Here is a 26076-nt window from a genome sequence, read left to right as displayed (position 1 = left end):
GATAAGCGCGTAAGTTTCGGTTTAATCAAGGTATTTACAGATCGACTTTCCAGTTGCCCATCATCTTGGCGACTTCCGGTTCGTGGTACGTATCGGGTATATACTTCAGACATCATTCATCATTTGAACGTGGTTAAATATTGTTTGGCAGTTGGCTTTTCGATTCGGGATATCCGATCCATGATCTCGAAGAACGGAATACCGAAGGATGAGCCATGTAAACCTGATACAAAAAAATTGCGGAGATTGAAGCCGCTCAACAAAAATTAGATGAATCCAAGCAAAAGCTGTATGACATTCTCGCGTCGGATATTATATGCGAAAAAAGGTTTGGAAAATATTAATGTAAGGATACGATAGTGGAGTGAACGATATGGTAAAATTGGCATGACTGATTTTCTGCTTGTACGAGTCTATTTTCAGGAGCTGAATGCCTATGGTACCAACAAGTGAATGGCTGTCCCAGTGGGAGCAGCAGCGTGACAAATTGAAATGCCCTGTAGATTTAAATGACTATTTTGCTTTGCCTGAAATTGCAGGTAAGCAGCTGGAAATTATAGATATCGGTCCTACCTCTATTCCTACCGGCCAAATTCTTGTCCGCGATCCGCTATGTTATTTGGGGCATATTGAGGAGCAGCCTTATTTTCAAACGGCGCCCGTTGGAACCTACTCAACCGAAGTCTGTGTGGTGAAGCCGGACGAGGATGGTGACTGTGCTCGCTATGCCGCCGTTCGTCTGCGATTTTCCGATGTTCCTGCCGTCCGGTTCGAGGAAGCGCTAATTGGACATGAAGATATTTCGGGGATGGAGGACGGAGAGTTTTTTGGCTTTAATGTAGATGCCGGTCTGGCATGTATTTGCGATAAGCAGGCGCATCAAGCTTTTTGCGACTTTACAAGTCGGTGGCATAAAGAACATCCTGATGGCAATCTTTACGATGATTATTTTGCTGCCCTGTTTGCCAAGAGTTTTCGTGAAAATCCGCAGTATCAGCGCGAGGGAGGCGATTGGGTGAACTGGCGGATTCCTGATACCGAGTACCATGTACCCTTGTTTCAGTCCGGTTTTGGTGATGGCGCTTATCCAGTTTATTGGGGCTACGACCAAGCGGGTGAAATTTGCCAAATCGTCGTTCAGTTTATTGACATTCAATTGGCATACACGTAAGTTCAACTTACCCATCCGCTCCATCACAGCCCTACACGTTTCACCAAGCCAATACAAAGGAGAACGTCCATCACAGGCGTTCTGCTTTGATAGGCGTCAGGCGGTGATGATCGTTCGGATTCGGGAAGGGCTGTATGTTCCATAGATCCGACTTTGGAATCAATTTCCTGGTGCGACTTGCGTGAACCGTGCGCCAATCTCTATAGTAGAAGGAACGACAGACGAACGGAGTGGTAGGGGAGAAATGGAGAGCAAACGCGTACTTCAGCAAAATTTAGACGAAAAAAGTGAGTTTCAGCGGTTGTTTCAAATGTATCTGCTGTTTGAGGAGAAAGCGGAACGGCCGAATGCGGAAGCCGTCCGAAACGCGTTAGAAACCCGTTGCGGGAAAACGGATATCGTGTCGGCAGCCGACGCATTGTCGGCGTTTGCCGTAGAGGCTTATAAAGTAGCCTACAAGGAAGGGGAGCTGCCGGCTCAGGTGATGATGGCGGACGTTACTCCTTTTCAACAGGAGACGATCACCGACTTGGAGCGCACCCAGTTTTGGACGATGCCGGATGGGGAGGACGTTCTGCAAAAATGCCGCTATAAGCTGCTGATCAGCGACTTCATGGCGGCGGGGCTGGACTATAAATCGCGCAGCGCCTTGCTGGCGGATTGGCTGGAGGCTGCCGTAAGCCTGTTCCCGACCTGCAAAGCGATCTGGATTCCATCGAGCGGGAAATTGCTGCATCCGGCCGAAATTGCGGATAATCCGTACGAAGGAGCCGCGAGGTTCTTGCAATTCGGCATGAATATCCGCTATTTTACCATTCATGGGACCGAAGACAGCTTGATCGATTCGCTTGGCCTCTTTGCGCTTGGCCTTCCGGATGTCCAGTACCACTTTCATACATTGGATCCGAACGACGTGTCACGGCATGCATTCAACGTCGCAGCCTACTTGTTTGAAGCGGATGTGTCGGTGAGTGACGGCGAGACGATCGCCGGCTTGCTGAACGGGGAGATGGCGCCGGACGTGCATTGGCCTTGCAGGTTTGAAATGGCGCTGATCCAGCCTTCCAGAGAAGTGATGGACGTCTGTCCAGGTGAATACGCGGCAGGAGAACGAGAATAAATCTGGCCAACGTATGACCGAGCGCCTCGCGCCTGGAGTCGCGAGAGGTGTCGCGATCCAGCTAACCGAGCCGTCATCTTTGTACTAAACATGCATGCAATATGATATGGCACGAAAATGAGCTGGCGGTACGTTTCCGCCAGCTCATTTTTAATGCCTTTATTTCCCCGGACACGGCCGCCGCCCTGGCATAAACGCCCCCGCTCCCGGCCGAAAAGGCCGTATCTTTTCATTGACGTGTAATTAATCGTTCCGCGGTCGTGCAGAAGACTCGAGCGCCTTGGGCCGGATGCCCTTTGGGGCTTCAGATGGAATTCTTACTGATAGATGATTTCACGTTCGTTCTGCTTTTCATACATATCCCAATACGCTTGGGCGATTCGATCAGGGGCGAATTTTGTGTTCACCGCAACTGTGCCGGCAATTGTGATGGTGCCCACATGAATGCCATGAGGCGCCAATTCTTCTCCTAAAGTATAGACTAAGCTGCGTAGAGCGGCCTTTCCGATAGACAAAGAAGCCAATTCATAAGAAGGAGTTAAGGCAAATCCGCCACCTGTGAACAAAATCGTTCCACTCCTCCGTTCAATGAAGTCGGGAATGACTTGTAGAGCACTGCTTAAAGCCCCAACCACATTGACATTCAGATCGTCCAATAGCTCGGCCTCCGTTAGACTCGATGCAGTCCCCAGTTTAATAACTGCTGCATTATAGACTAGCGCTTCCGGGATTCCATGATTTCTTTTGATCTGCTCGAACGCGGTTTGAAGAGCGGCTGGATCCGCAGCGTTCGCTGTTGCTCCATAGGCCTCAACGCCCTGGGCCTCCAGGTTTCTCACAAGCTCCGCCAACGCTTGTTCATTCCTGGCAACAAGGATAACCTTGAACCCTTTCGAACCGAATATTCTGGCTACGCTAGAACTCACGCCGGGACCTCCCCCAACAATTACAATTAATTTTTTGTCCATATGGACTCGCTCCTTTAATTTGGTTTCCAATGTACTCCACAAATTATATTTGATAGTATTAGAATGTTACATGAGGCAACTAAGGTGTTTATCATCATTCGCTAAGGAAATTAAAAAATATAGCTTCATATGCTTATAGAATAAAAGGGGTGGTCACTTGGATCAGGTTGATAAGAATATCCTGTTAGCTTTGCAGGACAATGCAAGGATCTCAATGACGGAACTAGGCAAGATGGTTGGGTTAACCCAGCCTGCTGTAACGGAGAGAGTTCGGCGGATGGAGGAAAGGGGAATTATCAAAGACTATCGGACGGTCGTCGCAAGAGAGAAGATCGGTAAACATACGATGGCGGTTATTTGGCTGCGGGCAACGAATTGCGAATCGTTCCATGCTTTCTGCCAATCCGCCCAGGAAGTGATTGAATGCCATAGAATAAGCGGGGGAGAGTATAATCACTTGTTGAAAGTAGTAACCGAGTCACTGCCGGATTTAGAGATGTTTGAGAATGAAATCGTAAAGTACGGGAAATTCGCAACGTCTATCGTACTTTCTTCCCCTATTGAAAATAAATCCCTGACTGCGATTGTTCCTGAGTCTAGTATTCGGTAAAAGTTAAGAACCATTTTGGATTATCGGCAATGATTTCAGATTAAGTCACTTTGCACGATTATCCCTTTGGTTCAGAAAGCCAAGGCACAATGATCAAACAGGATAATCGTGCAAAGCTTCCGCTTAGCGAGTCTCGCTCCAGGCCACGGTCTGTTGTCGGTTTGGCTGTCAAGCATTGATGATTAGGTTGAACCTATTTTCATTGTATAATTTACGTTCAATGCTGTAAATCACGTCATCATTCCTTAAAACACACAGATTAGACACGCACGCAAGTTAATGAATCAGAGTACTGATTTATCAGTCATATGTTATTGTAAAGAAGAATCTCAATCATCCGAGTTCACCCTAAATACCGACACGGTGAACCGTATCATAAATAAGCGAAAAGCGTTATTTTCAGGGGGTAAATCAGACATTTCACAAATGATATAGAGCTACCCCCTACATTGCTATTCTGGACAAGAGTTCTTTTACTGTATCCCTTTCATATACCCCTGAATTTTCGAGGAGAACGAAAAGAGCAGAATACTGAGGAGGATTGCCGCTCCTCCAATGACTCCAAAGTATACCATCTCGTTGGCAGGCGAATAAAATCTAACAATCTGCGCATTAATCGCTTGGGCAGCCGCATTGGATAAGAACCATAAGCTCATGGTCTGGGCCGAGAAGGCCGAGGGCGCTAATTTTGTCGTTGCCGATAGTCCTACAGGAGACAGGCATAATTCCCCCAGCACAACGATGAAATAGCTGAGAACGAGCCATAAAGGATTAACCAAGGAATGCTCACCGCCAAAGTAAGTCGGCAAGAGGATCACAAGAAAGGATAATCCGGCAAACAATAAGCCTAAGGCGAATTTCTTCGGTATCGTGGGCTGCCGTTTTCCAAGCTTTATCCATAACCAGGCAAACAGGGGAGCTAAAGCAATAATAAATAAAGGATTTAAAGACTGAAACCAGGCTGGCGATATATGAAGTCCGGCAAAATCCAATTGCGTACGTTTATCTGCATAATTGGCAAGGATGGTTGATCCTTGTTCTTGAATAGCCCAGAACATTATCGCTGCAATAAACATCGGAATATAAGCAATGAGTCTTGAGCGTTCAACGCTTGTCGTTCGTGGACTACGGAACATGACAATAAAATATAGGGTTGGAATCAAAATTCCCAGAATACCTACGATCGCGATAAAGGATTTAAACGTTAACAGACCTAACGGAATCGTAATAGCGACGATACCAGCGAGAAGCACTGCGCCGAGACCGACTATAGGGAACACTTTTTTCCGTTCCGCCTGTGATAACGGGCTTGCCACTAAAGTGCCTGCAAGGCCGAGGTTTTTCTTCTTGGTAAAGATAAAAATGATTAATCCCAGAAACATACCGACGGCTGCAATGCTAAAGCCCAGGTGGAAGTTGTAATTCATGCCGACGGTTCCTACAATAAGCGGAGCTATGAATCCTCCCAGGTTGATGCCCATATAGAATATACTGAATCCTGCATCCCGGCGTTGGTCACTTTCACTGTAAATTTCCCCCACAACACTGGATACATTAGGCTTCAGCAAGCCTGTACCCAGCACGATCAGAACCATGGAAACAAAAAATAATGAAATACTTCCCGGGATGGCCAAGGCGATATGCCCCAGCATGATTAATATGCCGCCATAGAATACAGCTTTTGACGCACCGAATATTCGATCCGCTAACCAGCCGCCAATAATCCCAGACATATAGACAAGTGAACCATAGATAGACATAATGGCAAGAGCTGTACTCTCATCCATGCCGAGTCCGCCTTGACTCAGTTCATAATACATGTAATAAACAAGGATAGCTTTCATCCCATAGTAGGAAAAGCGCTCCCAAAACTCTGTAAAGAACAGAGTAAATAACCCTTTGGGATGTCCAAAAAATCCCCGTTGCGGAACACTCTCAACAATTCTTTGTTTGTTTAAATCAGCCATGCTGGTACTTCCTCCCTTGGTGTAATAGAAATTTTTTCAAAAGCATCACAAAATAAGGTGGTTCTGATATTTATCTGGCTAAGAGGGCCATTAAGCTTTTTTCTTTTACTTGTATGTCAAAGTTAATTGTACAACTATTTCTTTGGGTATTCAGTGATGCATATTGCCCCCGAAAAAATGGTAGATTCGCGGGATTCCGGTAGTACATTTTCTGAGCACACCAATGCTCTACCGGTTGCCACAAGCGCTATTTGTTCCAATACCGTTGATTTCAAATTGTAACGGTTGCCATGGAGCTTATTTCGCTGAAAACCGGTAATTTTTGCTTGGATTCAGGCAAATAACCGCGCTGGCAACCGTTAGAATTTCGAAAAGGTCGCGGGTTACCTTTGAGCGAAATACGTGCGCTCTTGCAAATAATTCCTAGTCTTAATATTGTTGACTAGGCCACGTGAATATGGACCTGTTTACCAATTCAGAGTTGATCTTATGAATTTAGAGAAGTCAGAATATCAATCCTCTTTTTGTTATGCTCCATTCCTTGATTTGAAAGTTTCATAAAAATGACTCTCTCCTTTTCGAGTTACACATTTTATTATTTGTAACTTGCTAGTGAGCTAAGCATAGGATGTCGAGTTACAAAAGTCAATAGTTGTAACCGGCCTCGCCAATCTGTATAATAAGACCATGAAAACTTTAAGCAGAGAACTCATTTTGCAAACCGCACATCGAATGGTCGTCGAACACGGGATGGAGAAAGTTAATCTGTCCAAAGTCGGCTCTGAGCTGGGGACAACTCACGCTGCGATCTACAAGTATTTTTCGGGCAAAGAAGAGTTGTGGACCGAGCTTGCGTTGTCGTGGCTGGACCATGAACTGGCGGGGATTTTTCCATTTGATACGGACAAGTACTCGTCTACGAAGGACATCGTGCACGACTGGTTATGGATATTAAGTCAATCGAAATATGAAGCCTATGTGCGTGAGCCGGAAATGTTTAAGCTGTATACGGCCTATATTGATAGGAATCCGGCGGTACTCGCTCGGCACATCGGCGATTTGGTAGGCAGCTTGAAGGCAGCGAGCGGCATTGAGGACATAAAGCGTCTGCATGCCATTTTGCTGGCTTTTTCTTATTTTTCCGCGCCGGCTTATGCAGACAATTGGCTGCGGGTTGATTTCAAAGCAGAGTTCGAAGCGGTTTGGAAGCTGATCGAAGCGGGGATTGTGGGGTAGCTCCGTTAAGCTGAACGGCTACCATAAGCAGTGAATTTACTCTAACGTAAGGATGATCTGCCTATGAAAATTTTATTAGTCGAAGATGATAAGACGATCGCGTCGGGACTGGAATATTCGCTGCAGCAAGATGGTTATCGGGCCGTTCTCTGCCATGATGCCGCTTCGGCCAAAAAGGTGCTCGCCGAAGACATCGATCAGTTCGCTTTATGCTTGTTCGATTTACAGCTTCCGGACGGAAACGGCTATGAATTGTGCAAGATGGTGAAGGAGCGGCGAGACATTCCGGTCATCTTTTTAACGGTGATCGACGATGAGGTCAATGTCGTGATGGGACTCGACATGGGAGCCGATGATTACATTACCAAACCTTTTCGGGTTCGCGAGCTTCTCTCCCGGATCAAGTCCGTCTTGCGGAGATACCAGAAGCCGTCCCACGCCGGATCGATCATCGACATCGGCCATGTTCGAATCAATACGCTGGAAGGCAAAGTGCATAAAAACAGCGCCGAAATTCCGCTAACCGCCTTGGAATATCGCTTATTGCTGATCTTCGCCAACCACGTTGGGCAGGTTCTCACAAGGAGTCAGCTCCTAGAGCAAATCTGGGACGTGGCCGGCGAATTCGTGAACGACAATACGTTAACGGTGTATATCAAAAGGCTGAGGGAAAAGCTGGAGGATGATCCAGGGCATCCGGCTTTAATCAAAACGGTACGCGGCTTAGGCTATAAGGTCGGTGATTAGATGCTGCGCAATCGGGAAAATCAAATGTTATTGTTCGTCATGGGTTCGATCGGCATAACGGCGACCGTGGTTGCTGTTTTCTTTTCATCCGTGGCGGCGATATTCGTTTTTATTGTATCCCTGCTGCTTATTGGCACGAGTTTGTTGTTCACGAGCTGGAGATACCGCGAGTTAGCGAAGCTTTCCGTCTATTTGCGGGAAATAAGCAACGGCAATGATTCCCTTGGCGTTCGCGATAACCAGGAAGGCGAGCTAAGTATTTTAAAGAATGATATTTACAAAGTAACGCTCATGCTATCGGAGCACCGGTCGCTATTGCAGCGGGACAAAATTCAACTGACGGATGCCGTCTCCGATATTTCACATCAGCTCAAAACGCCGCTCACCTCCATGACGGTGATGGCTGATTTGTTAAGCGCCCCTAACCTGCCTCCGGCCAAAAGAGCGGAGTTCACCCATCATATTCGCGTCCAGCTTGAACGCATCGATTGGCTAGTTTCTTCCTTGCTTAAGCTATCGAAAATTGACGCGAAGACCATCCCATTCAAAAAAGATCGAATACTCATGAAAAACCTGATCCAAAAGGCATTAGAGCCGGTTATGATTCCGATGGATATTAAGGGGCAGACGGTTTCCATCGCGGGCGATGACAATGTCACTTTTGTCGGCGATTTCAATTGGACTGCCGAAGCGGTCATCAATATTTTGAAAAACGGCGTGGAGCATACGCCTGAAGGCGGAGCGATCGCCATCGCATTTTCCGAAAACGCGCTCTTTACGGAACTCGTCATTGCTGACAACGGAAAAGGCATTCCGAAAGAAGATTTGCCTTATATTTTCAAACGTTTTTACAAAGGAAAGAACGCTAGCGAAGGAAGCATCGGCATAGGGCTTGCGATGGCTCACAGCATCATTGCCAGCCAGAGCGGCGTGATCGATGTGACGAGCGACAGCGGGAAGGGTACGCAGTTTCGGATTAAATTTTATAAGCATGTGATTTAACGGCACTCCGTAAGTGACTGAATTGTCACCTCCATCGTCACGGGAAAGTCATTTTAGACAGTTAAAATGATATTCATCAGATGAACGATGGAGGTAAGACCATGCATTTGAAGCAACAGCGTAAGATTATTTTGGAATCACTATATTCTGTACCCTTTTGATTCTTTATAACCGAGAACACCTTTATTTTTTTGCCGGACACTTTTTTTAGGCTGCCAGGTCTATCCGATCTTCTGCATCCTGCGCTGATGGAATTTGTGGATTTCGGGAACATCAAATGGGCCCCTTTGTGGCAATAAACGAGTTGAAGGGTAGTGCCGGGAACACATTAACGGGAAGCAAACCGTCCAGTCTTAAGGTTGGCGGTCAAGACGTGGAACCCCAATATAATGTGTACAGCATCGCAGGTAAAAAGAAGGAAACGTACACGTATACGTTGGGCAATAAGGAGGAGTTGTATCTTTTCTTTAATTATGGAATTCCCGATCACAAGGATTTCCAGGGCAGCATCAAGCTTACCGTTGATGGACATGAGTTCCTCTCCGTATCTGCAAAAGATCAACGTCATGAGCCGGAAATGAACAAAATTTTCCTCCCCCAGGCAAATGAGCTTACGATAACCGTTGAGGGGAATGAAACTCTATGGGATTTTGGATTTAGAGAGATGGTATATATCTGGAATGAGCATCAAGGGGAGCCCATGCTTCCGAAGTGAGTTTTGTACGAAGTCGATTCAAGAAGCAACGCTCACAAAACTTTTTGGAGGTATGGCCATGGAAATTTTAAAAATTGAGCATCTGTCTAAAGTATACGGCACAGGCGAATCGGCGGTGAGGGCGCTTGACGATGTTTCCTTTTCGGTCGAAAAAGGCGAATTTGTCGCGATTATCGGCCCGTCCGGATCGGGGAAATCGACGCTCCTTCATATGCTGGGCGGGGTGGATCGGCCGACTGGCGGGAAAGTTTATGTTCAGGATACGGACATGTATGCCTTGAACGAAACGCAGCTGGCCATCTTCAGGCGCAGGCAAATTGGCATGATCTACCAGTTTTTCAACCTGATACCCGTCCTGACGGTGGAAGAGAATATTACGCTGCCGCTCTTGCTGGATCAACAAAAAGTAGATCAAAAGCAATTAGCTGGCCTTGTGAATACGTTGAATTTGCAGCATCGATTAAACCACCTGCCGAATCAGCTATCCGGCGGACAACAGCAGCGGGTCTCGATCGGCCGAGCGCTCATCGGCAATCCTGCGATCATGCTGGCCGACGAACCGACCGGAAATCTGGACAGCAAGAATAGCAGCGAGATCATCGACTTATTAAAAATGCTGAATAAGACCTATCATCAGACGCTGATCGTGATCACGCACGACGAACGGATCGCCTTGCAAGCCGACAGGATCATTTCGATTGAAGACGGGAGGATTGCCAAAGACGAGGTGATCAGGCGATGAATATTGTCAATACGTTAACCATCCGGCATCTGAAGCAGAACAAGAGACGAACGCTTGTAACCATCGTCGGCGTCATCATTTCGGTTGCCATGGTGACCGCTGTCGCTACGCTTGTTTGCTCATTTTCGGATTTAATGATTAGGCAGACCATTGCCGATACAGGGGAGTGGCATGTCCAATATCAAGATGTAACCAAAGAACAGCTGGCGGCGATACAGGGCGATGACAGAGCCAAAACCGTGGCGATCTCAAGAGACCTTGGCTATGCCCCATTAGAAGGAGGACAAAATCCCAATAAGCCGTATTTGTTCATCAAGGAATATGATGCGCAAGGGTTCGCACAATTCCAGGTTGAACTAAGCAAGGGGCGTCTTCCGCGTACGGACAAGGAAGTTGTGATCTCCGAGCCCGTTGCCATGAACGCCAAAGTGAAGTACGAAATCGGCGATCGTCTAACCCTTCGCGTCGGCGAACGATTCGAACAAGGGGGCGATCATCCCCTGGATCAGACCGAATCGCTGCGCAGGGAAGACGGCACATTGACCGAAACGTTGCAGCATATCAAGATAAGGGAATATACGGTAGTAGGCTTCATCAAGCGTCCCGCATGGGAACCGGCGTGGGCCCCGGGTTATACGATCATTAGCTATGTCGATGATCATATGATCGGGGAAAACGATCGGGTCGATGCGTCGGTGGTCTTACAGCGTGTTAATCCGTCCTTGTTCGCTCATGCGGAGGATTTGGCTAAGCAAAACCAAATTGAAACCGTCCAATATAATAACGATTTGCTTCATTATTACGGCTTGTCCAAAAGCAAAGCCTCGTACAGCATGATGTTCTCCTTATCGGCGATCCTTATGGCGGTGATTATGATCGGCTCGGTTTCGCTCATCTATAACGCTTTTGCGATCTCCGTCTCGGAACGTTCCCGCCATTTAGGGATGCTCGCGAGCGTGGGCGCTACGAAAAGGCAAAAGCGAAATTCAGTGCTGTTTGAAGGTGCCGTCATTGGCTTGATCAGCATTCCCATTGGCATCCTATGCGGTCTTGCGGGGATCGGGATCACCTTTTGGTTCATGAACGCGATGATTGAAGAGGCATTAGGGACCAGTGAAAAGCTGAGGCTCATCGTCACGCCGTTATCGCTCTTGATGGCTTGTCTTGTTTCGATGCTGACGATTTTCGTTTCGGCGTATCTCCCGGCGCTGAAAGCATCCAAGGTTTCTGCTATGGACGCGATTCGCCAAGCTGCCGACATAAAGCTTACAGCCAAAGCTGTGAAAACGTCGAAGTACATCCGCAAGCTCTTCGGGATCGAAGCGGAAATCGGGCTGAAAAACTTAAAAAGGAACAAACGGAGATACCATGCTATTCTTTTTTCGCTGGTCATCAGCATCGTTTTGTTTTTGACGGTATCGTTTTTTACGGCCGGCATGAGACAATCCCTGGAACTTTCGCGGGAAGGCGTCAATTACGATATTGAAGTATCGTACAGCGATGGCAAAAGAATAGATGACCGGTTGCTGCGATCGATTGTATCCCTGGATGGCGTCACGGAATACAACGTGATTCACGAGTTATATGGGAACGCTTGGGTCGATGCGGCGATCATCGCCGACGAATTGCAAGAGCGTATTAAGAAGGATAAGAGTTTGCTGCAAGACGGGAAATACCCCTACGATATTAAGATTCTTGCCTTAAACGATTCGAGTCTGCAAGCCTATGCCAAAGCGGTTGGAGCAGACTACGAACAGCTTACGGATCCGGATCATCCCGCCGCGATCGTGATGGATACGATTCATTACAAAGATATGGGCACGGGGAAATATGTGCAGACGAAGGCCGTGTATACGAAGGCCGGTCAAAGTATCGAGCTAACGAACTTTTATAAAGAGAATGGGGAAGAAACGAAGGCAAACAAAGTGATTGTTGCCGCATTGACGGATCAAGCCCCGATGGGGATGAATCCGCTAGGCTTAGGCGGGTTAAATATGATCGTGTCGGAACGCGTCATGAATCGGATGGCAGACGGCGAGAATCTAGCTAACGCTTCGACGTACCTCCATTTGCAAAGCACGGAACCGATGAGAACGCAGCAGGAAATTGAAGAGATGGAGAAGACCAATCTGAATGTCTACAATGTGTATCAATCCAGAAAAAGCGAAGAACGGCAGATTCTCTTGATGTCCGTCTTTTCTTACGGTTTTATCGTATTAATCTCTGCGATTTCCATTGCGAACATTTTTAATACGATCTCGACGGGGTGGTCGCTTCGCAAACGAGAATTTGCGATGCTGAAATCCGTAGGCATGACGCCAAAAGGCTTTGCGAAAATGCTGAACTATGAAAGTATTTTTTACGGGGTCAAGTCGCTATTGTTCGGGCTTCCCGTTAGTTTCGCCGCGATGTATCTGATCTATAGGGCATTTGCGAACAAATTCAGCTACGGGTTCACCCTCCCTTGGATGAGCATTTTGTCTGTCATTATCGCCGTATTTGTCATTGCCGGTTCAGCGATTGTTTATTCCGGCGCGAAAGTACGAAAGGAAAATATTATTGATGCATTAAAGCAAGAGAATATATGATAGCCATCGGCCCTGACTTGGTTGAAGTCGGGGCCTGCTTCGTTCTGGGGAGCCTAAACGGGCCACATTGTTGATATCTATGACAAAAAAGTATCCCAACATTATAATTGTTATATATATCCCACGCGGCACTGACCTGGAGGACGGCATGCAATTTAAACCAATCTATTATAATGGGAAGCTATTCCTGCCGGAGATCGAATTAAATATGACATCGAACCAAGCGGTTGGCATTATAACGGACTTGAAGCGAAAACAGCTTTTATTGAATCAATTAGCGGATTATTCCCAATATTATTTATTCCGAGCTGGGCAAAGCGAGTATATGCGTTTAACGGTGGAAGAGCTGATCACTTTTCTAATCAAAGTAACGGAGCGGAATGAGCGTGCCGCTTTGTTAATGGATTATTTTGCTTTACAAGAAGAACGAAAGGTAAAAATCAAGGATCTAAGCCCCTCAAAAAGGATGTATGTGACCTTGCTGCGTGCCTTTTTTGCGTATCAGCCTACCTTAGTATTGGAGGAACCCTATTTTTACTTGGAAGAAGAAGATCGTCGTCATTTTAAACGGATTTTGGATGACCTTTCGAAAGAGAAGCAGCTTCTAATTTTAACTTCGAATTTAGAGGATGCCATGATTTCCTGTGATGCCATTTATCGATTGAACGAATCCGGATTTCATCCACTGGATATTCGGGACTCGGAAGAGGATAAGCAGGAAGTGCCGGAACAAGATCGGGCCAATATCACCTTGCAGAAGATTTATACGAAAAGAAATGACAAAGTGATTTTATTTGATCCGCCTGAAATCGATTATATAGAAAGTTTGGATGGTTCGATCCTAGTTCATGTGGGTGGAGAAAATTATGTCTGTGCTTTGACGCTAACCGAGCTCGAGCAGAGATTGTTGAATTTCGGATTTTTTAGGTGTCATCGATCCTACATCGTTAACTTGCAAAAAGTAAGAGAGATTATTACATGGACGAAGAATAGCTACAGTTTGCGATTAAATACGGGTAAAGATGCCGTGGTTCCGTTATCTCGTTCAAAATTGCATGAATTAAAAGCACTTCTTAACATTTAAAATGTTTGCGAAGCAAACATACTTCGTAAGCGTATGCCATTTCCGGGGCAATATCAAACAGGTCAAGCATTCCAGGGTACCATTCAGGCGATAACAGCTACATTTCGGCGGGTTTTGATGGCTGGAAGCAGGCAATCTTTATATGCTTAAGGCATCAACGCTAAGGAAGTGGTGCTCATGGATGTGATCCAAGTAGAACATATTCGAAAAAGGTTTGGAAATAAGGATGCGTTATCAGACGTGTCCTTTTCCATTCCGAAAGGGGAAATTTTTGGTTTCCTGGGTCCGAGCGGTTCGGGAAAAACGACATTAATCAAGATTTTAACGGCGCAGTTAAATCCGACAAGCGGACAGGCCAGTGTATTTAACCAGCCGGCGGAGATGATGCATCAGTCTGCCCAGAAGATGCGCTTTGGCATTTTGACGGATAACAGCGGAATATATGAGAGATTAACGATTGAGGAAAATCTGGAGCTGTATCGTAAGTTATATGATCTTCCTAAATCTTCGATCGATAAGGTGCTGCAGTTTGTAAACTTAAGCGGAGAGCGCAAAAAGAAAGTCCATCGCTTATCGAAAGGGATGCGTCAGCGTGTCATGATGGCATGCGCGATTATCCATGAGCCGGAATTATTATTTTTGGATGAGCCTACTTCGGCTTTAGATCCAGTAAACTCAGCGCATATTTACAAGGGCTTACGCTATTTAAATGATAAAGGGACAACGATTTTTTTAACTACGCATGATATGGCTGAGGCGGAATTGCTATGTAACCGTGTAGCGATATTGTATCAAGGGCAAATCCAAGCTATCGGCTCCCCCAAGGAACTAAAAAAACAGCATCGGGAAAACGTAGTTTGTGTTGACTTAATCAATGGGGAAACCTACGAGCTCCCGATCGATGAGGGGACGGCCGATCAAATCGCCGATTGGATGAAACGAGGGTTCATTGAGCGATTAGAAACGAAAGAGCCAAGTCTGGGTGATATCTTTATTAAAATGACAGGAAGTGAGTTGCTATGAGTATCTCATTAAAACGTGCCGGGGCAATATTTGTGAAGGATTACAAAGAGTTTTCACGTAATTATGCGATCTCCATTATTCTGATTTTTCCCATTCTCTTCGCATTTCTTTTTCGAAGTGCAGGCCCGTCCTTGCCTGGAGCAATCGGTTTTCTCCTAAATATTTCGTTTGTGATTCTAACGAGTTTAGCACAAGCCTGCTTGATTGCGGAAGAGAAGGAGCGTAACACTTTACGATCATTAATGATGACCCCGGCTACGACTATGGATGTTTTAATCGGTAAAAGTGCTTTAGTCTTTGTAATGTCTGCTGTTGTTGTGGCAATTTCTACATATATATTGGGCTATGAGCCAGCAAGTATAGGGGCGTTTGTGGCAGCAATCATTTTTTCGATTATTCTATACACCGCAGTCGGGACGATATGTGGTTTATACTCCAAGACATTGCTTGACGCAACATTATCTATAATGCCTGTGGCGCTCGTATTCACTGGGGCACCATGGGGAGTGTTGCTAGCGGATGATTTTCCAATCTTCAAAGTACTGGAGTATGCACCAAGCGTTCAACTTGTGTATTTGCTAAATATACGAAATATAGGCTTTACGACGGGAGATTTATTAAAACCCCTCCTCATTATTTTGGCCTGGACGGTTGTATTGACGATTGTATCCGTCGTTTTGTATCAACGGCGGTTAAAGGATGAGTAGGGAAAAATTTTATTAACCGCATCATTTCAAACTCGCGTAAATTATAACTCAACATTCGCAGCAAAAAGTCGGTAGACAAGCCTTGATGTAGCCGGGTAAAGCAAGCAATCCATGAGGCATCACGATCCGGCGGGGGTGGTGTATCTACCTTTTGCACCGTGGCCGTTTCGAAAAGTGTCACATATCGACGCCAGGTGAGGGGCTGTCTAAAGGGGTTGCCTAAAGGGTTCGTGTCTGGGTGTTACTGCCTGCTGTTTGCTTTGCACGATTATTCCTTTCGTTCAGGGAGCAGGGGGTGGGGTTAGAGCAAGGATTCAAAAAAAGAGAGAAGAAAAAAACAAAAAAGATAAGGAAAAAGTGAGGCGGTTCAGGTGAGATTTTTGGCTTGATAGGAGAACGTATGTTTGGTATAATGAAATAAATGGAACTTATGTTCGTGTATTCTTGATTCGGGAGGTAAGCGGATATGGAAGCCAATGCGGGAACGGAACTTCAATCATTCAGCAGCCGTTTTAACAGTGAGCAGGACTGCATGGAGGCGCTGATCGCGATGAAGTGGCCAAGCGGCTTTGTCTGCCCGCGCTGCGCTTACACCCGGTGCAGCCGTCTGGCCTCCCGGCATATCCCCTTGTTCGAGTGCGGAAAGTGCAAGCATCAAACATCGCCTTTGGTCGGCACGATTTTTGAAGGAACGCATCTGCCCCTGGTGAAGTGGTTCCAGGCGCTGGAGTTGTTCCTGCTCCCTGACGGCATCTCGGCGATGCGGCTGCGCCAGGTGATCCGGGTCGCCTACAAGACCGCGTGGTCGATGCTGCAAAAAATACGTCATGCCGTGGGGGAGTTCGATGCCCGGGAGCTGCTCTCCGGAGACGTGAAGGTGAACAGCGATCAGTATGGGCGTAATCCGTCCCGGTGTCAGCTTACGCATCCGTACGCCTCGGCGGTCGTAGCCGGCTGCACGGTCACGGAGTCGGGCGAACCGGAGCACGTCAAAATCCGCCTGGTGCCGCATAAGCGGGGAGGCGAAAAAAGGGCAGACCGTCACGATCTAACCGAGTTTATTGGCGGGCATGTGGATATCCAGACATCGGCGGTACAGTTGTTCCCTCTGGCCTTTCGGCTGTATACGCCCTTGCGGAGAGTGGTGAGGGAGGCGTGGGAATCGCTGAAGAGTACGTATGGAGCCTTGGGGCTTAAGCATCTGCAGGCGTATCTGAACGAATACACTGGACGCCGTCGGCTGCGCCTGCCCGGAGGACTGCCCGGAGTGGAAGAAACGATGCGGCAGAAGTTGCTGCAAATGTGTGTGGCGATTCCGGCGCTCCCTTACCGTCGGCTAATCGCGCGCCAACCGAACCAGCCCCTTGCGGCCGCGGCTTGATCGTGACGCTTGAACGGTAGGGGTTACTTGTTGCAGATCAACTTAATGGGTGGGATTAGCATGAACAGTACGGGCGTTGCTGCAGATGGAAGGGTTCAGGCTACAGCAAAATCACGGGTCTTTCGTTTCGCGTCTTGTCCTTGATCTACTGTCTTGATCTCTTGTCGGTCTGTTTCGCCTCCCCTAAACCTGATCCCTTCTCCTAAGCCCGTCTAAATTATCTCGAACCTATTTGCTTGTCCACCAAATATTTTCTTCTCTCGAGTTTGTCTTTCTCTCTGCTACCTGATCAAACGGGATAATCGTGCAAAGACTCCGGACAGTGAGTGTTGATCTGCCGCCCCCCCACTTCCCTGTTCTCAAGCTTTCGGGCGCCCTTCCGCGTTTCTTGCCGCGATCGGTTTTCGACTTGACTGGCAAGCAAGGATTATAAGGTTGAGCCAGACCCCTGTTATAAAAGGGCACCCGGAAGGGTGCCCATCCGAGCATGATGGCTTTTGCTGCTCTTCATAGCCGATCATGTCCTAGACTGCTGCGGTTTCAAGGTACTCTTCTCTTAAGCGACCAAACTAATGAGATTGCCGTCGGGATCCTTGACGATCGCATAGCCCTCTCCCGCCCCAGACATCTTCCAGGTAGAACGGGTGTTTCCTAAACGCCGAGAGGGGGAACTTCAATAATGTTCGGGCTGCTTCCGAATACATCCGAATGCCGAATATCGAACGAGCCTGGGCGAAATGCAAAACTTCGGTTCGCGTCGCCAGCCCTTTGATCCGGGCAGCTTTTCAACTTTAGGACAGCAAAATCAAAGTGTTTTCCAAAATTGTTCTAACGGAGCAGGATAGCCGGATTATATCGCGAATCATGGTTAAGAATATCAACGTTTATGATTACAGGAGGCTGCGCTATGTTGAAACTTTTTGAGTATAACTGGCAAGTTCGTAAAGATTGGTTTGACTGGTGCGATACGGTGAGTGAAGAAGAGTTGCTGAAAAGACGTACCGGAGGCGTTGGGAGCATTCTTCACACGCTGTATCACATCGTGGCAGTCGAGTATGGTTGGATATGCGGAGGAATTCAAGAAAAAGCGATTAATATCCCTCCATTCGAGGAAGTGGGCAGCCTGCAGCATATAAAAGATTTCTCCAACCGGTTTCACCTGGAACTCGCTCCATTTGTCTATAATTGGGATGACAGCTTGGAAAATCGCATTATGATTGATATCACGGATGAAGGGGAACGGGAAGCCCATAAATACGGCGAAGTGATGCGGCACGTGATCGCCCACGAGATCCATCACATCGGTCAATTGGCTATATGGTCAAGAGAAATCGGAAAGAAGCCGGTTACTGCAAACTTGATTGGTAGAGGGTTATTCGATATTTAACATTTATGGTGTGCCCGTCAGGCGTTTTTCTTATTTCCTTTTCTCCAATTCCGCCTTTAATCTTGCATTCTCATCCAATAGCTGTTGAACGTCCGGAATATCCTTGCCGGATACCCAGCCGTACAAATCGTCTCTTGCTGCATACACCGGCAATTGGTCACGAAGTACCATTTTAATGTGCCGTACATCTTCAACATAATAAAAAGGGACTTGTTCCATGACCGATTGCTTAAACTCTTGAAACTCCTGATAGTATTCAATTGCTGTGAAGTCGTAGGGCTTATGTCTTAATGCTTCATCCGTGACAACAAAAGCAAATCTGGGTTTGCCCGCTTCTCCGGCATACTCGTATTCCCACTGCGTATAGCTCTTGGATTCATCATCAGGAAGCGTTAAACCATAGAATCCTCCGAGAAACAGGATATATACATCGGATTCGTCGATCCATCTCTTCCTAATTTTCATTGGACTTTCCTTGAAAGATTGCTCGATTCCAGCAGGGATATGACCGGCTTGAAGTATGGCTTCAACAGCGGTATGCCTTTCCTCAATAAGATCGTAGTAAGTAGACGATATGTAAATTTGTAATTTTTTTCTCATGGGCCCACCCAAATCAAAGAATTTTAGTATAAATAGAATCTACCACTCCCTCACTTTAATTGTCAAAATTTACTGTTCTACTGTACTAAACTTTCCAAATCCGGCTGCAATTTATTCCGCAGCGCATACAGCATGATGGCTCCAACAAGGAACGCTACTACATCGGCAATGACGAGCGACCAGACCACCCCGTGGAAGCCGTTCATTTGATTGGCAATAAACAACACAGGAATCAGAACAATTCCCTGAATAACGGACATCATGAACGCGGCGGTTCCTTGCGCTGTAGCTTGGAAGATCCCCGTAAACAACGTGGTCATTCCTGTAATGAACAAGGATAAGAACGTCACATGCAGAATGTAGCTGCCCATTTCAATTAATTGCGGGTCATTTGTAAATAAACCAATTAAGTGGCCGGAAATCAGATAGACGATGACGCCGAACAAGAAGGCTAATGTTGTAATCGTTTTGATCGTAAATCCAATGGTGTGCTTCATACGTAATTTATTTGCTGTAAAAGAGAAGGCAATGAGCGGTACGACTCCCTCGCATAAGCCCATTAGAATAAACTCGGGAAACTGCAATAAACGCGATGAAATTCCGTAAGCCGCTACAGCCTGATCTCCGTATTCGACAAGAAAATGGTTAAAGATCAGCGACATTGCGCCCAAAAAGATACTCATAATAAAGACGGGAACTCCGATTTTGAATACATTGCTTAGAATGTCCTTGGTAGCCTTGAACCATTTTATGGAGGCAGTTAAGAATTGGCTCTTATATCCCATATGGAAGGCGTAGAATGCACTTGCGACCAGGTTAGAAATGACCGTAGCGGACGCAACGCCGATAATGCCCCAATGGAAAACAAAGATGGCCAGCGCATCAAGAATAATATTCACAACAACACTCACCATCATACCGATCATCGACGTGACAGCCGCACCCTCCGAACGAACGATATTTTCCAGCGTGAAGAACAATACGACGAATGGTGAACCCATAAGCATAATTGTGACATAGTCCTTCGTGAAGCCAAAGGAGTCAGGCGTTGCCCCCAGGCCATGGACAATTGGGTCGATCAACGGGAGGCCAACGGCAATTAAGATAAGACCGAGGACTAAACTGCTGTAAAAGGCGAATGAAGACACATGCTTTACATCATCATATTTTTTCTCACCCAGCAAACGGGAGATGAAGGTACCGCTGCCCATGCCAATCAAGTTGCCCAGCGCCATGATGATCGCGAATAAAGGCAAGGTAAGTGCGAGTGCGGTTAATACGGCAGTATTGCCCAGCGTACCAAGGAAATAGGCATTCAAGATGGAATAGATGACACTCATTGACGTACCCAGCATCATAGGTACAGCGAAGTGAGCTACGGCTTTAGCGATTGGTGCTTTTTCAAAATAATGAAGGTTTTCTGCATCCATGCGAGTCACCACTTTCATTGATATATTTCGTTCTGGTCTAACAGTGTTAGTTTGAACCTTACAGTGTTAGATGATATCATGAACCTATAGACCTGTAAAGTATAAACTTACACTGTTAGATAAAAGGGCGGATAACGATGAAAAAGCAGCAGCCTCAGATTTCGGAGGATAAGATTTTGGAAGCTTCTTGGGAGCTTCTGGGGGAGGGGGGGATCGAGAAATTCAGCATGAGACGACTGGCCGACCGGCTGGGGATTCAGGCTCCCTCTCTGTACTGGTACTTCAAGAGCAAGCAGAATCTCTATCAGCGTCTGGCCAATCAGGTATCGAAAATCATTCTGGAGGAGTTTCACTCCGCGGGAGACTGGAAGGAGCAGTTGACAGAGCTTGCGGGAACGGTACGAAGCGTGCTCAGCCGGTATCCCTGCTCCACGCAGCTCATGATGATGACGCTCCCCCATGAACCGGACATTATCCGGTTTACCAACCGGATGATGCTCTGCGTAGAATCGACACCGCTTGAGCAAGAGCAGAAAATGCAAGTCATTACTACGTTTGTCAACTATGTCTACTTCTTCGTTCTGGAAGCTTATGAACATCAGCGCAATGTCTCGGCGATTATTAAGGAGCATGGAGCAGAAGCGCTTCCGGGCGAGGAGATGGTCCGCCTTCTGGACTCCATGAGCGAGACGGAAGCGGGACTGTTCCGGAGGATGTTCAAAAGCGGGCTGTTCAAGTTGATGGGGACCGATAGGGCGTTCGAGTTCGGCTTGAAGCTGATTCTGCTGGGGATTGAGCAGGTGATCAAGGAGCGGGAGAAGTAGAATGTAACCGCAAAATGAAAACCGCCCAAGTCCGAGCCGCCTAACGCGGTCAGGATTCGGGCGGTTTTTGCATTGCTCGGCACTTCTTCTACGAGTGGCCTTTCGAGGGCAAGGACCTTGATGTAGGAAGTTGCGGCAACAAAAAATGTTGTTTAGGATCATGAACTTACTTTAGCTATTCTTCCAACCGTTCGTCGGTCCCCGAGTTTTCAAGTGGCGTGAACACCCTCATTGCAAAAGCGCTGCTCTCAGAGATTGTAAACGTATGGTAACGGAAAGTCAGCAGACCTGCTTCGGGGAGACGGATGATTTGTTCCCCTTCCAAAGTACCGGAAACATCATGCCGTTCCCATAGCGTCCGGAACTCCTCACTCCTGTCACATAACTTGTCGACCAGTTCTTGATACCACGAATCGTTCATGTACAAGGCAAACCGGCTTCTGAAATGGGCCACCATCGCAGAGGCGACATGCTCCCAATTCACGATGCGAGACTTGCTTTCCTCCACCGCGAAGACGCGCCAAAGCATATTTTTTCCGAGCTCCGGTTCTCGACTGATGTCTTTGCACAACTTACCCGATATTTGGTTCCATGCGAGAACGTTCCAGCGTTTGTCGATAATGTAGGCCGGATAGGTTCCCATCCTGTCCAGAATCTGCTGCAGGGAAGAAGGAACGGAATCGTCCGCTTTTGGTTGAGGAAGCGAGGAATGATTGGCCAATACAAGAAGATGGTGGCGTTCGTCGCTGCTAAGCCGTAATGTTCGTACCAGGCTTTCCAAGACTTGCTCGGAGACATGAATGTCCCGGCCTTGCTCCAGCGCAGTATACCACGGCAAAGAAATACCTGATAAGCTTGCCACTTCCTCCCGTCTCAAGCCCGTTGTGCGACGGCGCGATGTTTCAACCGCCAAACCCGCCTCTCTCGGGGATAGACGCAAGCGGCGTGACCGGAGAAAGTCGGCCAATTGTTTACGTCTTCTTTCATCATTCATAAAGATGTTACCTCTCCATATGGTGAAAGAATTTATATTAGTATTCGTGCCAATAGTATCCGGAACAGTACTATAAATGCAGACCTGTTTGAAGGTTCTATGACTCATTATAATCTTATTATCATCCGTCGTGAAGGAGAGTCGGAGATTAAACAAGCTGTACCGAAACTCGCATGGATTAGCTGTTCGCGGCTGATGGAAACCGGATGGCAAGCCGTCGAATTGAGTCCGCTTCGCGTCAACGCCGTTTGCTTCGGCATAATGCGTACCGAGCTATGGGACGGCGTTCCTGAAGAACACCGGAACGCGATGTATGAAAATGCCGCGAGATCACTGCCGGTTGGGCGAATCGGCGAACCGGAGGATGGTGCCGAGGCGTTTCTCTACTTAATGCGCGAGAAATATTCCACCGGTCAGATCGTTGTCGTGGACGGCGGTTCTACTCTGGTTTAAGTTTCTTGTAGAATAAACGGTGCACGTAAGCCTCTTTCACCAAAACCTAAGCGGAAGAGGCTTTCCCTCAACAAGCATCTCCGCTTTAGGCATCCTACCCCAAATGACGCGAAATTTTGGTATTAACCGCTCACAGGGTACGGAAAGTTCGGATATTATTATAACGGTTAACCTCAGCCCTACCGGTTTCCTGAGAAAAGGCCATCCTGCAAGAGGATGGCCCTAAAACTTGCCGTTACAGGCAACGCGGTAAACTATATCGTAAGCAGGGGCGACATTAAGCAATCGGGTAATCCATGACTACGATCCCTTCGGCAAATGGGCCAATGGATTGCAAAAAATTTTGATGCAGGGGATGCTGAATATAATCGCGGCAAGCTTGCTGATTCTCAAAAGTGACTCTGATCCCCAGCGAAAAGCCCTGCATGTGCCCTGTTTCCTCCGTAACGTTAACCCCGGCGCTCAGATCGACAATACCCGGGATATTCCCCCTAAAGGCATGCACGCGCTTCACCGCATCCTCCTGCTGGTCAATGGAAACATTGGACTTGAGTTTCAATAGTACAATATGCTCGAACATCTTTTTTTCCTCCAAGGTTCCTGATTATATTTCGCTTTGCAGCTGCTTCAATCTGGATGGTATCTCCATCCATTTCACGAAATTTTCGCCTACAAGATCAAGGTGCTTTATGGCAGGTTCGTCCGTCAGCTCGCCCTGATCATTGATCTTTTCATGAACCAGGCCGATTCTTGCTATTCTCCCTAAGGAGAACATAGACTAGTGTATATGGACCTAACGAGGCTAGGAAGAGATCTGGTTATCGTAGGATCGCGAATCCTACGTTCATCAATGAATAGGAGGCATGGAGATCATGGCGGGCAGATTGGATCGTTACGAGGAGTTGTCCCGTTTTTTGCGCACGCGCCGGGAACGAATAACCCCTAATCAAGCAGGATTGCCGGAGTCCGGACGCAGACGCCGTACACCCGGGCTTCGCCGCAGCGAGGTCGCTCTGTTGGCGGATGTAGGATTGGATTGGTATACCTACCTGGAACAAGGGCGTCATATCAACGTATCCGCCGAGGTCCTCGATCGAATAGCGGGAGCGCTTCAGTTGGATGAGTCGGAACGCAGGCACTTGTTTCATCTAAAGAGTTCCCCTTGATCGAAACCGAGAAACCCTCTAAGGTAACACCTGCGCTTCAGCATTTTTTGGACAGCCAAAACCTGTCCCCGTCGAATGTCATGGATGCGCGAATGAACATTATTGCCTGGAATGCAGCCTATTGCGCGTTGAACGGGGATCTCACGGCGATGTCTGAAAGGGAGCGGAATTTTGTCTGGATGACGTTTACATCACCCCGCTTCCGCTACATCAAGGGGGACCAATGGGAACTGCATGCGCGGCGGATTGCCGCAAAATTCCATGCCGGGTATGCACGTCACGTTGACGACCCTTGGTGGTCTGAACAGTTCGAGGCGCTGTGCCAAGTTAGCAGCGAATTTCGGGAATTTTGGGACTCCCATGAGGTTCTCGATGCCATCGATGCACCCAAGGCGCTGCAGTGTCCGAATCTCGGGACCTTGAATTTTGATCTTGTTTCGTTTCAGTATTTGGACGATTCAAACCTGACGGTTTCCATCCATGTCCCCCATCAAGACGGCACGGTGGAAAAAATGCAGCGGCTGGTAAGCGATTATCAGAGCATTTTTCCCCTTTATGCTGTCACCCGAGATCAATTGTGAAGCCCGACTTGATTTTACATAAACAAGGAACGATTGTTGAACAAAGATAGTCATGAAATTATAAAATACACCATAGACGTATTGGCCTATCGGGCGCTACACTAGGGAAGGTTGCAAAGAATAGATACAGTAGGAGCTTGTAAAACGTGACATTAGCAGATCGTGTTCCATCATGGAAGAAACTTAGTCTTTTTGCCGTGACTTGGCCCATTTTCGTCGATTCCGTACTGCGGATGCTGCTGGGCACGGTGGACGTGTTTATGTTAAGCCGCATCTCCGATAAGGCGACCGGGGCAGTAGGTTTAGCCAACGAGATTATCTACTTCTGCATTCTGATGTTCGGCTTTGTCGGCATCGGCACCAGCGTTGCGGTCTCCCAGTATATCGGCGCCGGGCGGGAGAAAGAGGCAAGCCGCATCTCGGCGCTCGCCATTACGATGAACCTGGTTTTCGGGATTCTCGTCAGCTTGGTTCTCGTTTTTTATGGGGAGCCTCTTCTGCATCTGTTGAAATTAGATCCCGAACAAATCGGAATCGCAAGCCATTATTTAAAAATCATCGGCGGTTTTATGTGGATTGAGGCGCTCTCTTACGCGGTGTCGTCGGTCATCCGTTCGAGCGGACACACCAAAAGTGTTATGTTCGTAACTTTAGGCGTTAATATCATTCATGTGACAGGAAATTATTTGCTCATTTTCGGGAACCTGGGCTTTCCGGAGTGGGGTGTGACGGGGGCGGCTATATCAACGGTCGTTAGCCGTTTGCTCGGCATCGTCGTTCTTTTTATCATTTTGTATCGGCGGGTTCCTGCACCGATTCGCGGAAAGGACTATATTACCTGGAACGGTTCCTACTTGAAACAGATTTTGAGCGTCGGCTTGCCTGCCGCGGGTGAGCATCTTTCCTGGCAGTCGCAGTACCTGATGATTATCAGTTTTGTCAATATGATCGGCATTACGGCGCTAAACACCCATGTTTACGTCATGAACGTATCAAACTATTTTATGGCGCTAGCGATGGCGATCGGAGCGGGTACGGAAATCATTGTCGGTCAAATGGTCGGTGCGGGGGAAATGAATGCAGCCTACAAGCGGCTCATGAAAAGCGTGCGGATCAGCTTTGTATTAACTTTAGCTATCGTCAGTGCGGCAGCGATATTTCGGCATGGGCTGATCGGCATGTTCACGAAGGACCCCGAGATCATTGCCGCCGGAGCGAGTATTTTTTTGCTTTCCATCGTACTCGAACCCGGCCGGACCTTCAACATGGTCATCATCAATTCGCTGCGCGCCGCCGGGGATGCGCGGTTTCCCGTCTTGATGGGCGTGCTCTCGATGTGGGGCGTCTCAGTGCCGCTTGCTTATGCGTTGGGCGTTCACTTCGGGATGGGGCTGCTTGGCATCTGGATTGCTTTTGTGGTGGACGAATGGCTGCGCGGGGTCATCATGCTGCTTCGCTGGAGAAGCCGGGCCTGGGAGAAGAAAGCGCTCGTGAAGCCTGTCTCCGTTCCGGAAAACGGCATGGGGGCGTGAGATATTATGGAGAGTAAAAGATAATGAAATAAGTCACGGCAGCAGCTA

The 26076-nt window shown here is 47.5% G+C and carries 26 protein-coding genes; 20 read left to right on the top strand and 6 right to left on the bottom strand.

All coding sequences use genetic code 11. The annotated features are described in order from the left end of the window. The first annotated feature begins 129 nt into the window (after positions 1 to 129). From NYE69_RS02355 to NYE69_RS02345, 3 genes are all read left to right on the top strand, one after another. Entirely contained in the window at positions 130 to 270 is a 141-nt protein-coding gene (locus NYE69_RS02355) for a hypothetical protein (RefSeq protein ID WP_328270442.1), read from the top strand. A 166-nt stretch (positions 271 to 436) separates the two neighbouring features. After that, positions 437 to 1171, top strand: a complete 735-nt coding sequence (locus NYE69_RS02350) for a DUF4241 domain-containing protein (protein WP_328270426.1) — start codon at positions 437 to 439, stop codon at positions 1169 to 1171. Between the two features lie 244 nt (positions 1172 to 1415). Next, positions 1416 to 2291 carry a DUF4261 domain-containing protein gene (locus NYE69_RS02345; RefSeq protein WP_340923471.1) on the top strand — a complete coding sequence of 292 codons (876 nt, stop codon included), beginning with the start codon at positions 1416 to 1418 and terminating at the stop codon, positions 2289 to 2291. 317 nt (positions 2292 to 2608) lie between these two features. Here the strand turns inward: NYE69_RS02345 and NYE69_RS02340 are convergent, their stop codons facing one another. Beyond that, the gene (locus NYE69_RS02340; RefSeq protein ID WP_328270428.1) at positions 2609 to 3259 is read right to left on the bottom strand and encodes an SDR family NAD(P)-dependent oxidoreductase; all 651 of its coding nucleotides are present in this window, start codon (positions 3257 to 3259) and stop codon (positions 2609 to 2611) included. Between the two features lie 157 nt (positions 3260 to 3416). Here NYE69_RS02340 and NYE69_RS02335 point away from each other — a divergent pair, with 157 nt between their 5' ends. Next, positions 3417 to 3869, top strand: a complete 453-nt coding sequence (locus NYE69_RS02335) for an Lrp/AsnC family transcriptional regulator (RefSeq protein ID WP_036618369.1) — start codon at positions 3417 to 3419, stop codon at positions 3867 to 3869. Positions 3870 to 4342: 473 nt separating this feature from the next. Here the strand turns inward: NYE69_RS02335 and NYE69_RS02330 are convergent, their stop codons facing one another. Beyond that, positions 4343 to 5836: a peptide MFS transporter gene (locus tag NYE69_RS02330; protein ID WP_328270429.1), complete on the bottom strand. Its 1494-nt coding sequence runs from the start codon at positions 5834 to 5836 to the stop codon at positions 4343 to 4345. A gap of 714 nt (positions 5837 to 6550) precedes the next feature. On the opposite strand from NYE69_RS02330, the gene NYE69_RS02325 reads away from it, so the two are divergent. The 11 genes from NYE69_RS02325 (at position 6551) to NYE69_RS02275 (ending at position 18448) form a co-directional block, all read left to right on the top strand. Then, positions 6551 to 7072: a TetR/AcrR family transcriptional regulator gene (locus NYE69_RS02325; protein WP_328270430.1), complete on the top strand. Its 522-nt coding sequence runs from the start codon at positions 6551 to 6553 to the stop codon at positions 7070 to 7072. A gap of 63 nt (positions 7073 to 7135) precedes the next feature. Next, a complete protein-coding gene (locus tag NYE69_RS02320; protein WP_328270431.1) occupies positions 7136 to 7819 on the top strand; it encodes a response regulator transcription factor in 684 nt (227 codons plus the stop codon). Further along, on the top strand, positions 7820 to 8821 hold the full coding sequence (locus tag NYE69_RS02315) for a sensor histidine kinase (RefSeq protein WP_328270432.1): 1002 nt from the start codon (positions 7820 to 7822) through the stop codon (positions 8819 to 8821). It begins immediately after the preceding gene. Between the two features lie 289 nt (positions 8822 to 9110). Beyond that, complete coding sequence (locus NYE69_RS02310) at positions 9111 to 9536, top strand: hypothetical protein (protein ID WP_328270433.1); 426 nt, start codon at positions 9111 to 9113, stop codon at positions 9534 to 9536. A gap of 58 nt (positions 9537 to 9594) precedes the next feature. Further along, positions 9595 to 10278 carry an ABC transporter ATP-binding protein gene (locus NYE69_RS02305; RefSeq protein WP_328270434.1) on the top strand — a complete coding sequence of 228 codons (684 nt, stop codon included), beginning with the start codon at positions 9595 to 9597 and terminating at the stop codon, positions 10276 to 10278. After that, entirely contained in the window at positions 10275 to 12866 is a 2592-nt protein-coding gene (locus NYE69_RS02300; RefSeq protein WP_328270435.1) for an ABC transporter permease, read from the top strand. Before NYE69_RS02305 ends, NYE69_RS02300 begins: the two co-directional genes overlap by 4 nt. A 148-nt stretch (positions 12867 to 13014) precedes the next feature. After that, the gene (locus NYE69_RS02295; RefSeq protein WP_328270436.1) at positions 13015 to 13950 is read left to right on the top strand and encodes a LytTR family transcriptional regulator DNA-binding domain-containing protein; all 936 of its coding nucleotides are present in this window, start codon (positions 13015 to 13017) and stop codon (positions 13948 to 13950) included. Positions 13951 to 14127: 177 nt separating this feature from the next. Then, a complete protein-coding gene (locus NYE69_RS02290) occupies positions 14128 to 14973 on the top strand; it encodes an ABC transporter ATP-binding protein (protein ID WP_328270437.1) in 846 nt (281 codons plus the stop codon). Further along, positions 14970 to 15680, top strand: coding sequence for an ABC transporter permease (locus tag NYE69_RS02285; protein ID WP_328270438.1), 711 nt, complete (start codon positions 14970 to 14972; stop codon positions 15678 to 15680). Before NYE69_RS02290 ends, NYE69_RS02285 begins: the two co-directional genes overlap by 4 nt. Before the next feature lie 466 nt (positions 15681 to 16146). Further along, positions 16147 to 17061 (top strand): IS1595 family transposase, encoded by a 915-nt coding sequence (locus NYE69_RS02280; RefSeq protein ID WP_340923452.1) that lies wholly within the window; start codon positions 16147 to 16149, stop codon positions 17059 to 17061. Between the two features lie 907 nt (positions 17062 to 17968). Beyond that, entirely contained in the window at positions 17969 to 18448 is a 480-nt protein-coding gene (locus NYE69_RS02275) for a DinB family protein (RefSeq protein ID WP_328271425.1), read from the top strand. A 30-nt stretch (positions 18449 to 18478) separates the two neighbouring features. On the opposite strand, the gene NYE69_RS02270 is transcribed toward NYE69_RS02275, so the two are convergent. After that, a complete protein-coding gene (locus NYE69_RS02270) occupies positions 18479 to 19048 on the bottom strand; it encodes a DUF4062 domain-containing protein (RefSeq protein ID WP_328271426.1) in 570 nt (189 codons plus the stop codon). Between the two features lie 77 nt (positions 19049 to 19125). Next, on the bottom strand, positions 19126 to 20478 hold the full coding sequence (locus tag NYE69_RS02265) for an MATE family efflux transporter (RefSeq protein ID WP_328271429.1): 1353 nt from the start codon (positions 20476 to 20478) through the stop codon (positions 19126 to 19128). Positions 20479 to 20615: 137 nt separating this feature from the next. On the opposite strand from NYE69_RS02265, the gene NYE69_RS02260 reads away from it, so the two are divergent. After that, positions 20616 to 21302, top strand: a complete 687-nt coding sequence (locus tag NYE69_RS02260) for a TetR/AcrR family transcriptional regulator (protein WP_328271427.1) — start codon at positions 20616 to 20618, stop codon at positions 21300 to 21302. A 175-nt stretch (positions 21303 to 21477) separates the two neighbouring features. On the opposite strand, the gene NYE69_RS02255 is transcribed toward NYE69_RS02260, so the two are convergent. Next, positions 21478 to 22296, bottom strand: a complete 819-nt coding sequence (locus NYE69_RS02255) for a helix-turn-helix transcriptional regulator (protein ID WP_036618395.1) — start codon at positions 22294 to 22296, stop codon at positions 21478 to 21480. A 195-nt stretch (positions 22297 to 22491) separates the two neighbouring features. On the opposite strand from NYE69_RS02255, the gene NYE69_RS02250 reads away from it, so the two are divergent. After that, positions 22492 to 22749, top strand: coding sequence for an SDR family oxidoreductase (locus NYE69_RS02250; RefSeq protein ID WP_240534071.1), 258 nt, complete (start codon positions 22492 to 22494; stop codon positions 22747 to 22749). A 277-nt stretch (positions 22750 to 23026) separates the two neighbouring features. On the opposite strand, the gene NYE69_RS02245 is transcribed toward NYE69_RS02250, so the two are convergent. Beyond that, the gene (locus tag NYE69_RS02245) at positions 23027 to 23329 is read right to left on the bottom strand and encodes a Dabb family protein (protein WP_036618400.1); all 303 of its coding nucleotides are present in this window, start codon (positions 23327 to 23329) and stop codon (positions 23027 to 23029) included. A 292-nt stretch (positions 23330 to 23621) separates the two neighbouring features. Here NYE69_RS02245 and NYE69_RS02240 point away from each other — a divergent pair, with 292 nt between their 5' ends. The 3 genes from NYE69_RS02240 (at position 23622) to NYE69_RS02230 (ending at position 26028) form a co-directional block, all read left to right on the top strand. Further along, complete coding sequence (locus NYE69_RS02240) at positions 23622 to 23915, top strand: helix-turn-helix domain-containing protein (RefSeq protein ID WP_340923442.1); 294 nt, start codon at positions 23622 to 23624, stop codon at positions 23913 to 23915. Further along, a complete protein-coding gene (locus NYE69_RS02235; protein WP_340923439.1) occupies positions 23912 to 24496 on the top strand; it encodes an MmyB family transcriptional regulator in 585 nt (194 codons plus the stop codon). Before NYE69_RS02240 ends, NYE69_RS02235 begins: the two co-directional genes overlap by 4 nt. Before the next feature lie 146 nt (positions 24497 to 24642). Next, positions 24643 to 26028, top strand: coding sequence for an MATE family efflux transporter (locus NYE69_RS02230; protein WP_036618402.1), 1386 nt, complete (start codon positions 24643 to 24645; stop codon positions 26026 to 26028). Positions 26029 to 26076: the final 48 nt, after the last annotated feature.

This window comes from Paenibacillus sp. FSL R5-0527, from assembly GCF_038008055.1.
Classification (GTDB): Bacteria; Bacillota; Bacilli; order Paenibacillales; family Paenibacillaceae; genus Fontibacillus; species Fontibacillus macerans.
Note: the sequence above shows the minus strand (reverse complement) of the source record. Positions and strands in the feature narration are given on the sequence as shown.

Coding starts and splice junctions, on each gene's coding strand:
- NYE69_RS02280 (WP_340923452.1), top strand. CDS start 16,147: ATGGAAGCCAATGCGGGAACGGAACTTCAATCATTCAGCAGCCGTTTT.
- NYE69_RS02290 (WP_328270437.1), top strand. CDS start 14,128: ATGGATGTGATCCAAGTAGAACATATTCGAAAAAGGTTTGGAAATAAG.
- NYE69_RS02350 (WP_328270426.1), top strand. CDS start 437: ATGGTACCAACAAGTGAATGGCTGTCCCAGTGGGAGCAGCAGCGTGAC.
- NYE69_RS02295 (WP_328270436.1), top strand. CDS start 13,015: ATGCAATTTAAACCAATCTATTATAATGGGAAGCTATTCCTGCCGGAG.
- NYE69_RS02250 (WP_240534071.1), top strand. CDS start 22,492: ATGGAAACCGGATGGCAAGCCGTCGAATTGAGTCCGCTTCGCGTCAAC.
- NYE69_RS02330 (WP_328270429.1), bottom strand. CDS start 5,836: ATGGCTGATTTAAACAAACAAAGAATTGTTGAGAGTGTTCCGCAACGG.
- NYE69_RS02255 (WP_036618395.1), bottom strand. CDS start 22,296: ATGAATGATGAAAGAAGACGTAAACAATTGGCCGACTTTCTCCGGTCA.
- NYE69_RS02240 (WP_340923442.1), top strand. CDS start 23,622: ATGGCGGGCAGATTGGATCGTTACGAGGAGTTGTCCCGTTTTTTGCGC.
- NYE69_RS02345 (WP_340923471.1), top strand. CDS start 1,416: ATGGAGAGCAAACGCGTACTTCAGCAAAATTTAGACGAAAAAAGTGAG.
- NYE69_RS02285 (WP_328270438.1), top strand. CDS start 14,970: ATGAGTATCTCATTAAAACGTGCCGGGGCAATATTTGTGAAGGATTAC.
- NYE69_RS02265 (WP_328271429.1), bottom strand. CDS start 20,478: ATGGATGCAGAAAACCTTCATTATTTTGAAAAAGCACCAATCGCTAAA.
- NYE69_RS02305 (WP_328270434.1), top strand. CDS start 9,595: ATGGAAATTTTAAAAATTGAGCATCTGTCTAAAGTATACGGCACAGGC.
- NYE69_RS02270 (WP_328271426.1), bottom strand. CDS start 19,048: ATGAGAAAAAAATTACAAATTTACATATCGTCTACTTACTACGATCTT.
- NYE69_RS02275 (WP_328271425.1), top strand. CDS start 17,969: ATGTTGAAACTTTTTGAGTATAACTGGCAAGTTCGTAAAGATTGGTTT.
- NYE69_RS02260 (WP_328271427.1), top strand. CDS start 20,616: ATGAAAAAGCAGCAGCCTCAGATTTCGGAGGATAAGATTTTGGAAGCT.
- NYE69_RS02340 (WP_328270428.1), bottom strand. CDS start 3,259: ATGGACAAAAAATTAATTGTAATTGTTGGGGGAGGTCCCGGCGTGAGT.
- NYE69_RS02315 (WP_328270432.1), top strand. CDS start 7,820: ATGCTGCGCAATCGGGAAAATCAAATGTTATTGTTCGTCATGGGTTCG.
- NYE69_RS02320 (WP_328270431.1), top strand. CDS start 7,136: ATGAAAATTTTATTAGTCGAAGATGATAAGACGATCGCGTCGGGACTG.
- NYE69_RS02245 (WP_036618400.1), bottom strand. CDS start 23,329: ATGTTCGAGCATATTGTACTATTGAAACTCAAGTCCAATGTTTCCATT.
- NYE69_RS02300 (WP_328270435.1), top strand. CDS start 10,275: ATGAATATTGTCAATACGTTAACCATCCGGCATCTGAAGCAGAACAAG.